15 protein-coding genes and 1 pseudogene are annotated in these 11,793 nt (G+C 29.1%); 5 read left to right on the forward strand and 11 right to left on the reverse strand.

All coding sequences use genetic code 11. The features are described from left to right. Positions 1-33: 33 nt before the first annotated feature. Entirely contained in the window at positions 34-198 is a 165-nt protein-coding gene (locus tag G594_RS20275; protein WP_167539545.1) for a hypothetical protein, read from the forward strand. Positions 199-288: 90 nt separating this feature from the next. Here G594_RS20275 and G594_RS0101905 read toward each other — a convergent pair whose 3' ends face one another. The 7 genes and pseudogenes from G594_RS0101905 to G594_RS20725 form a co-directional block, all read right to left on the reverse strand. After that, positions 289-441 (reverse strand): zinc-ribbon domain-containing protein, encoded by a 153-nt coding sequence (locus G594_RS0101905; RefSeq protein ID WP_027097005.1) that lies wholly within the window; start codon positions 439-441, stop codon positions 289-291. A gap of 146 nt (positions 442-587) precedes the next feature. Further along, positions 588-1,571, reverse strand: a complete 984-nt coding sequence (locus G594_RS0101910; protein ID WP_242829689.1) for a 1,4-dihydroxy-2-naphthoate polyprenyltransferase — start codon at positions 1,569-1,571, stop codon at positions 588-590. Positions 1,572-1,758: 187 nt separating this feature from the next. Continuing rightward, positions 1,759-2,292, reverse strand: coding sequence for a leucine-rich repeat domain-containing protein (locus tag G594_RS19480; RefSeq protein ID WP_027097007.1), 534 nt, complete (start codon positions 2,290-2,292; stop codon positions 1,759-1,761). Positions 2,293-2,349: 57 nt separating this feature from the next. Further along, a complete protein-coding gene (locus G594_RS19485; protein WP_027097008.1) occupies positions 2,350-2,538 on the reverse strand; it encodes a hypothetical protein in 189 nt (62 codons plus the stop codon). Further along, on the reverse strand, positions 2,535-2,753 hold the full coding sequence (locus tag G594_RS19490; protein WP_027097009.1) for an NPCBM/NEW2 domain-containing protein: 219 nt from the start codon (positions 2,751-2,753) through the stop codon (positions 2,535-2,537). The genes G594_RS19485 and G594_RS19490 overlap by 4 nt, the downstream gene beginning before the upstream one ends. Beyond that, positions 2,750-3,580 (reverse strand): NPCBM/NEW2 domain-containing protein, encoded by an 831-nt coding sequence (locus G594_RS19495; protein ID WP_027097010.1) that lies wholly within the window; start codon positions 3,578-3,580, stop codon positions 2,750-2,752. The genes G594_RS19490 and G594_RS19495 overlap by 4 nt, the downstream gene beginning before the upstream one ends. A gap of 6 nt (positions 3,581-3,586) precedes the next feature. Then, positions 3,587-3,775: pseudogene (locus tag G594_RS20725) on the reverse strand (immunoglobulin-like domain-containing protein); the annotation flags it as partial. A 170-nt stretch (positions 3,776-3,945) separates the two neighbouring features. Between G594_RS20725 and G594_RS0101935 the strand changes: the two are divergent. Continuing rightward, positions 3,946-5,577, forward strand: coding sequence for a GxGYxYP domain-containing protein (locus G594_RS0101935; protein WP_027097011.1), 1,632 nt, complete (start codon positions 3,946-3,948; stop codon positions 5,575-5,577). 159 nt (positions 5,578-5,736) lie between these two features. Here G594_RS0101935 and gatY read toward each other — a convergent pair whose 3' ends face one another. The 3 genes from gatY to nagA are packed head-to-tail and all read right to left on the reverse strand — an operon-like array spanning position 5,737 to position 8,271. Beyond that, the gene (gene gatY, locus G594_RS0101940; protein WP_027097012.1) at positions 5,737-6,588 is read right to left on the reverse strand and encodes a tagatose-bisphosphate aldolase subunit GatY; all 852 of its coding nucleotides are present in this window, start codon (positions 6,586-6,588) and stop codon (positions 5,737-5,739) included. A 19-nt stretch (positions 6,589-6,607) separates the two neighbouring features. Continuing rightward, entirely contained in the window at positions 6,608-7,132 is a 525-nt protein-coding gene (locus G594_RS0101945; protein WP_027097013.1) for a hypothetical protein, read from the reverse strand. After that, on the reverse strand, positions 7,132-8,271 hold the full coding sequence (gene nagA / locus G594_RS0101950; RefSeq protein WP_027097014.1) for an N-acetylglucosamine-6-phosphate deacetylase: 1,140 nt from the start codon (positions 8,269-8,271) through the stop codon (positions 7,132-7,134). Before nagA ends, G594_RS0101945 begins: the two co-directional genes overlap by 1 nt. A gap of 171 nt (positions 8,272-8,442) precedes the next feature. Between nagA and G594_RS0101955 the strand changes: the two genes are divergently transcribed. Genes G594_RS0101955 through yajC form a run of 3 tightly spaced genes read left to right on the forward strand, consistent with a single transcriptional unit; the run spans position 8,443 to position 10,380 of the window. Then, complete coding sequence (locus G594_RS0101955) at positions 8,443-9,621, forward strand: SIS domain-containing protein (RefSeq protein ID WP_081663505.1); 1,179 nt, start codon at positions 8,443-8,445, stop codon at positions 9,619-9,621. Between the two features lie 46 nt (positions 9,622-9,667). Next, a complete protein-coding gene (locus G594_RS0101960) occupies positions 9,668-10,099 on the forward strand; it encodes a PTS sugar transporter subunit IIA (protein WP_027097016.1) in 432 nt (143 codons plus the stop codon). A gap of 2 nt (positions 10,100-10,101) precedes the next feature. Continuing rightward, the gene (yajC, locus tag G594_RS0101965; protein WP_027097017.1) at positions 10,102-10,380 is read left to right on the forward strand and encodes a preprotein translocase subunit YajC; all 279 of its coding nucleotides are present in this window, start codon (positions 10,102-10,104) and stop codon (positions 10,378-10,380) included. A gap of 125 nt (positions 10,381-10,505) precedes the next feature. On the opposite strand, the gene G594_RS0101970 is transcribed toward yajC, so the two are convergent. Further along, entirely contained in the window at positions 10,506-11,672 is a 1,167-nt protein-coding gene (locus G594_RS0101970) for an AraC family transcriptional regulator (protein WP_027097018.1), read from the reverse strand. Between the last annotated feature and the right edge of the window lie 121 nt (positions 11,673-11,793).

Genomic DNA, 11,793 nt, shown 5'->3' on the forward strand with positions numbered 1-11,793 from the left:
TATTGAGATTTTAAATGAATGGAGATGTTTTTTATGAAGGATAAAGAAACTTTAAATGAATCCAATTTTTACGGTCAAGTTTTAGAAGAAGAAAAGAAGGTTGATACATCAAAGCCATGTGATCCAAGAAATCCTGATTATCCTTGGGTTTCATGTGGAGTAGACAAAAATAAGGAAAAGGAAAAAGAAAAGGAATAGATTAAATAAAGTTAGTGATTTAATTGTAATTATAATTTTTTAAAAAATAAAAAAGGTTGTAGTTTTAACTACAACCTAAAAAATCTAAAATTATCTTCTATTTTGTTCTTTTTTAGCTCTTCTACAAGCTACGCATCTTGTTGGTTCATTTTCGAATCCTTTTTCCTTGTAGAATTCTTGTTCTCCTACTGAAAATACGAATTCACTTCCACAATCTCTACATACTAATGTCTTATCTGTCATAAATATTCCTCCTAAAATTAAAGAATGTACATGGATATAATAATCTCTAATTTTCGAGAAACTATCTATCTATATAAACCTTTTTTGTTAGCATCTTTGCTACTTTTTTAGTATATCATGTTCTGTTCCAAATAGCAACATTTATTTTAAATTAGGCATCCTATAATTATAGTAGCTATATAAATAACATTAGTTATTACAAAGTTCTTAACAGCTAATACAAAAGTATCCTTTTTTGTTTGTAGTTCGAAAAATCTTTTGATATTTACATTAACAGGCTTTATAGCTACTAATACCAGTATTGATACTATTGGTAAAATTCCAAGAACAATACCAACAACTATACCTATAAATCCTATGTAATATAATGCTCTAAATAATTTTAATGCTTTTTCTTTACCTATGTATATTGGCAATGTAAATCTTCTATTTACGAAGTCATCATCTATATCACAAATATTATTTGCTAACATTATATTTGATATGCCTGTAATTGCTGGAATAGTAATTATGAATATAGACATTATCATTTTTATATCAATTAATACGCTTACGCTCCAATTACTTATATTAATGTTTAATACACCTTGATCAAATATATGTATATATATCGCTAAAAATGTTATAAAGAATCCCATTGTTAGACCTGAAAATATTTCACCAAATGGAGTTCTTGAAATTGGAATAGGACCAAATGAATAAAATATACCTATACCAAAGCATACTACTCCTATTATAAGAATTGCTATATCAGTATTTAAAAATAACATTATTCCTAAAGCAGCTGATATTATCAGCATTGTTATTATAATTCCTAAAACTCTTTTCGGCTTTAGCCTATACTTAGTTATAGCATTATGCTCTTCATATCCGAACCCTTCTTTTTTAATAGCTTTCATATAATCTACATAATTGTTTATTGCTGTAGTAGTCATATCAAAAACTATCATTGATAAAAAGAATAACACTGCTTGTTTTACATTAAAATTATCAAATTTATATAATGCAAAAACTGTACCTAAAATATATGGAATTACACTTGCAACCTTTGTTTGAATCTCTACTAGCCTAAAAAAACTTTTTATTCCCATTAACAATATTCCTCCTTCGTTTCTTTTAATTTTCTTCATTTTTCACTTTATAATATCATAAAAAAAGTGGCCTCTCCACCCTTTAGCGAAGAAGTCACTTTTTTAATTCATACCATAATTAACTACACTCCAACTTATATAATCTAAGTAGGATTGCATATTTACTATTTTACGTCAAACATATAAAGCGATTGAGATAAGAAGTTATCCGCTTTATCTTCATATATTATATACATACTATAAACAGCCTTATCAAGGTTTGAAACATCAAAAAAATAACTCCATTTTCATCTACTAATTCTTCTAAAGTTAAATCGACAACTTCAAAAGTTTTATTACTTCTTATAATTATTTCTCTTGGTTTTAACCTCTCACCATTTCTGTTTAAAACTCTATAATATAAAGTTATTGTATTATCTTTTGCATAAAGCATACCCTCTGTTATTATTTGAGTATTTCCATTTAAATTAGTTAACTTTTTAAGATTTTTAAATGGTGATAAATCCTTAATTTCATTATATGATATATCTAGTTCCTCTAAGTTTTTAGCATATTGTAAGCCTTCTAAACTTGAAATCCATGAACCTACTACTGATAGCTTTGTTAATTTATACATATCACCAATAGTTATATTATCACTTGATAACTTAAGTTCTCTCTTGATACTATCTTTTAAAGACTTATCTTTAATAGTCATAATCTCATTTAAATCTACTCTCTCCTCTAAGTTAGATATAGCTAATTTTAATTCATCAACCATTAAGTTTATTTCATCTTTGAGTACTTATTTTATCGACTAACATCTCTTCAGCTTTCTCTAAGGTCTCCTGTAATACCCTAAAAGATTCCTCACTATATATATGTCTTGCTCATAATCCTTAACTTCATGTACTAACGGCTCTAATTCTCCATAATCACCTTGTACATCATTTGCAAAATGAAGTTTAGCATCTCCCCAAGTACCATGATCTAATACATTTCCACCATCAGTTACTACAAGCTTCAATTCTTTAACTCCATTATATCAACTTCTAAATACTTCATTGACTCCTTTGAAGTCATTAGTCCACTATCAAATTTCTTCTCACCATCTACATATACTTCAAATGAAACTGATCCTACTGTATTATACATTTGTCTATCTACACCTACATATGAACTGAAGTATACATAATCTTTATCTGTTAAATCATATGTATTGTTGAAGTTGAGTGAGCTCATCCCCCTCTTTCAAATGACATTTCTTTCCCATTTTCATCTATTAATCTTAAAGCATTACCACTTATAGATATATCCTTTTTGGGTACAGTATAGTTATATTGAGCAGCTTTCCAGTCATAGTCTGTTAAGTAGCTGTAATCATTCATATCAATTACTGCTATAGTTCTAGTTTTAACTACTTCATTACCATCAGTATCAGTTACCTTATAAATTATTGGATACTTTCCTGTTTTATTAAAGTTTACTTTGCCAGATACTTCAACCTTATAAGTTATATCTCCATCTTCAGCATCTATTGCACTATATTCTTCATTTAAATCAATTTCTTCTCCAAGTTTAGTTGATAAGGACTTTGGGATAGTTAACTTAGGTTTTGCATTTGTGGTATACACTTTAGTGTCTCCCCATGAAGCAAAATCTCCAAGACCATTTTTATCTGCATCATCTGCTACTAGTTTAAGTTCTTTTACTCCTGTAACATCTAGATTCACAAATTCTGCTTCACTATCCTTTCTTATTACATCTGAAGAATAAACTTCTTCTCCATCTGCAAATATTTTAAATATTATAGTAGTTCTATTATCATCGCAGTTTTTATCAGTACACAAATATGTTGATAAATTAGTATAATTTCCATCTAATTTATATACTATTTCTGCATTTGTTGCAGCTCCTATACCCTTATCAAATTCTTTTATTTCGCCATTAATCTTAAGCTTTATTTTTTCACTTAAATTAACTGCTGAATCTTTATTTACATTCTTCCATCCTGATACTGCAGATTCCCAGTCTAAATCAGATAAATAATTACTTTCACTATAAACCACAACTTCCCTATCTTTAGTTATTACGTTTCCATCATTATCTGTTATAGAGTAAGTTAAAGTATATTTTCCTGGTCTACTTACATTAAAGTCACCCTTATCTATATTAACCTTGTTAGTTATATTAGCATCTTCTTGGTCATTTGCAGTAACGCCAGAAGGTAAGTCAAACTCACTGTTTAATTTAATATAAGTTATACAAAGCTACTCTAAAAGAGTAGCTCTATATTATCCTCATAAATAAGTATTTGTGCATAACAAATAAAAGCGCTGATACTAATTAACCTTAGAAACAAAAAGATGAATATATTCTTTTTAAGTAACTAATCCTAATAAATATAAATCATTATCATAGGATGTGTTTACATATGAAAAAATATCTAAAAATATTTTCTACTATTCTTTTAACACTAATCTACTTCATTGAACCTATTCACCATAAATTTAATACCTATATACAAACCTTTAACTACTCTATTATAGATAATTCTGGTTCCTATATTAAAAATTCAATTATACCAAAAAAACTTTATGTTATTTCTGAAAATGATATGACTAAGGCAGAACAAACAATGATTACTACTCTTCAAGGAATAGTTTCTTCTAAATCCAATGAACAAATTTATATACTTAGTGATTCTGAACCTGATTACAAACTATGGCTTGAAGATTTAAAGAAAAACTATAATGTTAAATACAAATTAATAAAAGATCCTTGGAAGTTATTAAAAATTTTTAAATCATATGTAGATGGGTACATTTTATATACAACCTTTAATCCTCCCTCTATAAATAACGCCTGCTCCCTTGCTTCATTAAAAAACTCCCTTGCTATTGATGAAGCTATAGAAGAGAAGGTAAAAGAACAAGGCTTAACAAAGTTAGTTAAAGACTGTAGAGATACAGATAAATATTGGGCATTCAATACCCTTTGGAATTCAGGATTAAATCATTCTACAGTTATAGAAATATCTCCAGATAAACCCCTGGCCTTAAGGGATTATGCTATAACATCAAAATCACTAGTTTTTTATGAGGATAATGTAAATGACTTCTCATTTAGAGAGTCAATTTTTAAATCCATGGATGATAATGGTCACTGTTTAGGTTGGGGACCTGATGAACATACTAACGTAACCATAGCTTCTAAGCATGGAATAGATGTAACTGCTGCTGATTGGTCTTATAATCTTTCTGTACTAAGCTCTTATACTTCTATCCCACGAAAACAAAAGCAAGAGAGTAACTTTAAAGGGGAAGATGGAGTTCATTATGTTACATTTATTATGTCTGATGGTGATAATCAGCAATGGATGCTTGGAAGTAATTATAGCTCAAAAAATTGGTTTGGTTCCCCATATAGAGGAGATTTCAATTTAGGTTGGTCTATAAATAAATCACTTTACTACTTAGCACCAACAGTTTTCCATAAGTACTATGAGAGTGCAGGTTCCTCTAAATACTTTGATAACTTTGTAACCTCACCATCTGGTAACGGATATATGTATCCTAGTAAATTTCCTATAAACAAATTAGATAGTTATACTAATACACTAAGTGAATATATGAAAAAGGTAGATCAAAATTATGTTCTTATATTAGATGATGAAGCTTTATATAAAACAAATATCTGGGATAAATACACCTGCCATGATAATATCCATGGGCTTTTATATCTTAACTATTATAAAAATAATAGCTATGAAGGTAAGATAGTATGGTCTAATAATAAACCTATAGTTTCCTGTCGAGATTTGCTTTGGTGGGGCTTAGAAAGTGAAACTAACATTGTTGATAATATTAATAAAAGAATTAACTTAGGATACACAGACATAAAAAACCCTAACTCCTACTCCTTTGTTTACGTTCATGTATGGAGTAATACTATGGATAACGTTAATAATGTGATTACTAAATTAAATCAAAATCCAAAAGTTAGAATAGTAACTCCAAATACTTTTATGAAACTTATTAATGAAAATGTAAAACCCAACTCATAATTATATTCAGTCCTCTATAGAGGATACCCTAAATAAGCAAAATAAAAGGAAAGAAATCGCAAATGAATTTCTTTCCTTAATTCTTTCTAATAAGTTTGGCCTAATAACCTATCAAGAAAATATATATAAATTATTATTAGAGGCTTAATTACTATCTATCTATGCTTTATTCTCACATCCACATACTCTTATTTTTTCTTTTACAAAAGCTTTGACTTCTTCCATTCCAGCCTTATTATATTTTTTAGGGTCTATTGTATCAGGTTTTTCTGCAAGATACTTATTAACTCCATTTGTAAAAGCTATTCTAAGTTCTGTTGCATAATTAACCTTACAAATTCCTCTTCTAATAGATTCTTGTACCTTTTCATCTGGAATTCCTGATCCACCATGTAATACAAGTGGAACTGATACAACTTTTCTTATTTCTGATAATCTATCTAAATCTAGGTGAGGTTCACCCTTATACATTCCATGAGCAGTACCTATTGCAACTGCTAGTGAATCAACCCCTGTTCTTTCAACAAATTCCTTAGCTTGAAGTGGGTCTGTATATGCATCACCATCACCACCATCTAAGTCATCTTCTTTTCCTCCAACTTTACCAAGCTCAGCTTCAACTGCTATACCTGAAGGCTTGCACATATCTACAACTGATTTAGATATTTCTATATTACTCTCAAAATCACTATGAGATCCATCTATCATAATGGAAGTATAGCCTGATCTATAAGCCTGTGAAGCTAATTCAAAGCTTGATCCATGATCTAGATGCATAACTACTGGTACATTTGCTTTGCTAGCTGCTACTCTAACATTTGCTAAGAAATAATCAAGTCCCGCATACTTTACTGTAGATGGAGTAGTTTGCATAATAACTGGCGCATTCATTTCCTCAGCTGCACTAATAACCGCCATTACCATTTCCATATTTTCAACATTAAATGCTCCTATTGCATAATGCCCCTCTTGAGCTTCTTTTAAAATCTTTTTTGTTGTAGTTAATTCCATAATAAATCTCCTTCCAAACCTATAACTTTTTCATCTTTGAAAAAGCAATCATATTAATTACTGCTGAATACACACTATATATTGCAACTAATGCGCTTAAAGCTATAAATATAAAATTAAAATTTTGTTGTATTGCATTTATAACAATAAGAATTCCAAAAAGCACATATGCACATGCCTTCATAACTGCCTTATCTTTTTCTTTACTGTTTATTATTTGATATAACTTAGAAGTTTTATTTTCTTTATTAAAGTTTTTTACCACCTTCAATTTATTAAGAAAGTATCCTCTAAAATATATTTCGCTTAATACCATTGCTCCAATACCTACTAAAAGAGTATTTTCTAATGACTTAAAATAATCTCCTAATAAAACAAGAACAATTACAATTAGCGAATATCTATAATAAATCAACCTAAATTTTTGTTCACTATTCTTATCTACAAGATAAGCTGTCTTATTAAAAATATTGTAATAAACAGCATTTCCATATCTATCTAAGTAAATATTAGGACCAGCTAAGCTAGATGTGTTCTTTCTCATTACAACATCACCTTTCCGAGACAATATGTTTGATGTACTGAGTAATCATCATTAAGTACCACTAGATCACTATCATACCCAACACCAATTCTTCCCTTATGCATATCTATCCTTAAACACTTTGCAGGATTAATTGTGCATGCATTAATAGCATAATTAAAAGGAACCATAGCCTCTTCAACTAATATTCTAAGACCTTCATTCATTCTTAATGTTGAGCCAGCTAACCCCTTTGTTTCAACTAAATGAGCACTACCATCTTCGTATATTTCAATTTCATTTCCACCAAATATAAACTTAGTACCTGGTTCAAATCCTTTTGCCATTAGAGCATCAGTAACCATAATCCCGTAATCTGGCCCCTTAGCATTAAAGAAATTATATAATGCTGCTACAGTTGAATGATTTCCATCGCAAATTACTTCTCCATACATTCCCTTAACTCTATAGGCTGCTCCAACCAGTCCATTTTTTCTATGATTAAATGGAGTCATGCCATTATATACATGTGTTTGAGACCTTGCACCATGTGCAAATCCCATTATTGCTTCTTCATATGTAGCTGCTGAATGACCCATACTAACTACCACTCCATTTTTAAATAAGTACTCTGTTAATTCATGTTCATCATCTACTTCTGGAGCTAAAGTTACATATTTTATTAATCCTTTTGCCACCTTTTGATAATATTGAAATTCCTTAATTGTAGGCTTAGTAATATACTCCTTGGGTTGAGCTCCCTTATACTCCATATCAAGATATGGTCCCTCAAAATGTATTCCTAATATTTCTGCACCTTCATACCCCTCTTCTACAACTTTTGCCACATTAGCTAAAGCATTAGTAAGAACTTCTTTACTTTGAGTTATTGTTGTAGGTAATATGGAAGTTACCCCTTCATTTACTATCCCCTTTGTCCACTTTCTAAGTCCTTGGGCATTAGCATCATTAGTATCAAATCCATAGGCCCCATGGCAATGAATATCTATAAAACCTGGAAGAATTCTTTTATCTCCGTAATCAAAAGCTCCCACTTTTTCATTATAGTTATAAATATCCGTTATTTTATTATCATCAATTTCAATTTGGGCTGGAATAAATTGATCTGCTATCCAAACCCTTTTACTTTGTATTAACATCCTATTCCCTCCTTATCCCACTTTACATCTATTATACCTAGGTTTATTCATCGAATATTTGCACTTTTTAACATACATATTATATCTTTCAGTACTTGCATTGTATAAAAAAAACTCTCAATTATAATTAAAATTAATAAATCTATATTCAAAATAAAAAGGGGGATGTATATGAACATTTTCAATATCAATGAAGAAAAAATGAATCAAACTTCTTCAACTAATACATTAAATGAAATTTATCAACAACCTAAGACATGGAAAAAAACATTATCTCAAATTGCAGAAAGTAAAGACTCAATAAAAGCTTTTATAGATGAAGTTATTAAATGTGATGATTTCGATGTTATATTAACTGGAGCAGGTACCAGCGAATTTATTGGAAATTCATTGTATCCTTATTTAAATAAGGAACTAAATAATAAAGTAAAATCTTATGGAACAACTGATATAGTTGCATCTCCAGAAAACTATTTATCAAAAAACAAACCAACTTTATTAATAAGCTTTGGTCGTTCTGGTAATTCACCAGAGTCTATAGGTGCAGTACAAGCTGCTAGTGCTGTTTGTAAAAAACTTTATAACTTATTTATTACTTGTAATAAAAATGGCGCCCTATCAAAAATGGCAGATGAACTAGATAATTGCTATGCAATAAATCTTACTGATGAAACACATGATCAATCTTTTGCTATGACATCAAGTTTTTCAAATATGTATTTAGCTGCATATCTTTGTTTTAATCTTGATAAGTTAAGCGAAAAAACAACAGTAATCAATGATATCTGTTCATCTGTTGAAAGGTTCTTAAATAGTGGATATGACGTAGCTAAAAGAATAGTAGATGAATACAATTTTGAAAGAATAGTTTACTTAGGAAGCAATACCTTAAAAGGTATATCTCAAGAATCATCATTAAAGATGCTTGAATTAACTGCTGGAAAAACAGTTGCAGTATTCGATACTCCATTGGGCTTTAGACATGGACCAAAATCAATAATCAATGAGTCTACATTAACAGTTGTATATGTAAGTGATGATAAACATACTTATAAATATGAATTAGATTTAATAAAAGAAATTAGTAATCAAAGAAAGAACAATAAGTTAGTTATAGTGTCTAACAATCCTTCTGATGAATTAGCTTTCTTAGCTGATTACATAATTCCTTACAATATTAAATCTAATATAAATAATGCTGAACTAGGATTAGCTTATATTACATTTGCTCAAACATTATCAGTATTAAAATCTTTATCTATTGGATTGACTCCAGACAACCCTTGTCCATCAGGAGAAGTAAATCGTGTAGTTAAAGGTGTTACTTTATATCCGTATACTTGCATTTAGTATATGGATATAAACTAAAGTATAATTTAGTATAGGAGAGGATTTTATGGTAGGATTAATAATTAGTGGTCATGGGAATTTTGCATCTGGTCTTCGTACATCATTAAAATTAATAGCTGGCGAGGCTTCAAACATCGAATATGTTGATTTTATAGAAACAGATTCAACTGAAAGTTTAATGGACAAGTATCTTAATTCTTTAAAAAATTTAGACAACTGTGATAGCATTCTAGCTCTTAGTGATTTGGCTGGAGGTTCACCATTTAAAACTTTAGTTGAACTAAAAACAAAAATAGAAAAGCCAATGGAAGTAGTAGGTGGCACAAACCTACCTATGGCTCTTGAAATTTCTATGACAAAAGATATTATAGATGACTTATATTCTTTATCTGAAACAGCTCTAGAAGTTGGTAAATCTGGGGTTGTAAAATTTGAATTTCTAGTTCATGAAGATATTGACTGTGAAGGTGGGATTTAGTAATGATAAACTGGGAAGTTGTTGCTTGGACCTGTATAACTATTGCTGTATTAGCTGGAATCGCTGCTCTAATACTATTCTTTATATCAGCAAAAAATGTAAAGAAAAGACGTTTAGAACTTAATGATCTACATGTAGATTTAAAGCCTGGAATGAAAGTAATGTTCTGTGGTGGGGTTTATGGAAAATTAGTTAGGGTAGGAAAAGAAACTGTTGAAATTGAGGTTGCTAAAAATGTAATAATAACAGTATCTAGATATGCAATTCAAGGTACTGTATAAAAAATCGACGACTGTAAAGCCGTCGATTTTTTTAGCATTTTCTAACTTTTGCAAATGTATGCAATCAAGAAAACAAACAGATATAATTTTATTTTTTATTCTAGAGGTATAAATAACTTTACATACTATTTAAAAACTGTTTGTGCATATTCACTAGGACTCATTTCATAATGTTGTGTAAAAGCTCTAGAAAAATAATGTATCGAATTAAACCCTAGCATAAATGCTATTTCACTAATAGTATATTTATTTTCTTTTATTAATTGTTTACTCTTTGATAATTTTAAATCATTAATATATTTTTTAGGAGATGTATCTAAATTATTTTTAAACAATGTTTGCAGTGATGATCTTGATACTGAGAACTTACTACAAAGTTCCTCTACCGTGATTGGCTCACAAACCATCTTGTTAATATAATCTACTATTCCTTCTAATAATTCATCTTGAAAATGCTGCTGAACTTCAGTAGGTAGCTTGGACTGTTCTTCTCCTAAATAATCATATTGAAATAACCTAATAATTATCTCATGAAAATTACTTAAAATTAAATTCTCTGAATATGGTATGGTAGATGATATATTTTTCGAAAAAACTCTTATAGCTTTGTAAAGCTCCTTTCTACAATGAAAAACTTTATTACAAATTAGGCTATCATCTTCACATTCCATATTAAACATAACAGTTAAATAAGAACATGATGAATCACTATTTACTGTTTGTGTATGAAATTGGTTCTTACCATAAATTATTAAATCATAGGGATTCAAAGTATAATCCACATTATCAATTGATGTATCTAACGTACCATTATCAACAAATGTAAGCTCATATACATTATGACTCTCACCCTTAAACTTATAATTTGGGCTCTTAATAGTATAATAATAAGCTATAATTTCAGGAATATTTATTGTTGATAAAATCCTATTATAAACATATGGTGGATTTAAAAACTCAATATTAAGATTATAGTTAGAATGTATTACTAAGTTAAATGTAGTTTGCTCTGTTAAAGGAATTATGTTAAAAAACATATTTGCTTTTATTTCTAAATTTCTATGAATTGCAAAAAGCTTAAATTCCCCATTACTTGAATCACTTATTAATATTGACGCTATTCCCTCTATCACTTCAATATATACTGGTTCAGAAAAATTATATAAGCTAGAAATTACCCTATCACTTGTCACAATCTTTTTTCGTATTAAGTCATCACTTTGTACGTTTTTAGTCTCATCATAAATAGAACCGTACTTTCTAAATTGAGGACTTGATGTTTTATTATACATAATAAATCACCTCTCTATTAAATATATCTACAATATCCTTTAATAAATTCCCATACTTCCCCAACATAAGTTTTAAATTTTCTTACCAGTTAATTCCTAAAAACTACAAACTTAACATTTT

This window comes from Clostridium paraputrificum AGR2156, from assembly GCF_000424025.1.
Lineage (GTDB): Bacteria > Bacillota > Clostridia > Clostridiales > Clostridiaceae > Clostridium > Clostridium paraputrificum.

Excerpts from the sequence above, each read along its gene's own strand:
- G594_RS20275 (WP_167539545.1), top strand. The coding sequence starts at position 34 with ATGAAGGATAAAGAAACTTTAAATGAATCCAATTTTTACGGTCAAGTT.
- G594_RS0101905 (WP_027097005.1), bottom strand. The coding sequence starts at position 441 with ATGACAGATAAGACATTAGTATGTAGAGATTGTGGAAGTGAATTCGTA.
- G594_RS0101910 (WP_242829689.1), bottom strand. The coding sequence starts at position 1,571 with ATGAAGAAAATTAAAAGAAACGAAGGAGGAATATTGTTAATGGGAATA.
- G594_RS19480 (WP_027097007.1), bottom strand. The coding sequence starts at position 2,292 with ATGGTTGATGAATTAAAATTAGCTATATCTAACTTAGAGGAGAGAGTA.
- G594_RS19490 (WP_027097009.1), bottom strand. The coding sequence starts at position 2,753 with ATGAGCTCACTCAACTTCAACAATACATATGATTTAACAGATAAAGAT.
- G594_RS0101935 (WP_027097011.1), top strand. The coding sequence starts at position 3,946 with ATGAAAAAATATCTAAAAATATTTTCTACTATTCTTTTAACACTAATC.
- gatY (WP_027097012.1), bottom strand. The coding sequence starts at position 6,588 with ATGGAATTAACTACAACAAAAAAGATTTTAAAAGAAGCTCAAGAGGGG.
- G594_RS0101945 (WP_027097013.1), bottom strand. The coding sequence starts at position 7,132 with ATGAGAAAGAACACATCTAGCTTAGCTGGTCCTAATATTTACTTAGAT.
- nagA (WP_027097014.1), bottom strand. The coding sequence starts at position 8,271 with ATGTTAATACAAAGTAAAAGGGTTTGGATAGCAGATCAATTTATTCCA.
- G594_RS0101955 (WP_081663505.1), top strand. The coding sequence starts at position 8,443 with ATGAACATTTTCAATATCAATGAAGAAAAAATGAATCAAACTTCTTCA.
- G594_RS0101960 (WP_027097016.1), top strand. The coding sequence starts at position 9,668 with ATGGTAGGATTAATAATTAGTGGTCATGGGAATTTTGCATCTGGTCTT.
- yajC (WP_027097017.1), top strand. The coding sequence starts at position 10,102 with ATGATAAACTGGGAAGTTGTTGCTTGGACCTGTATAACTATTGCTGTA.
- G594_RS0101970 (WP_027097018.1), bottom strand. The coding sequence starts at position 11,672 with ATGTATAATAAAACATCAAGTCCTCAATTTAGAAAGTACGGTTCTATT.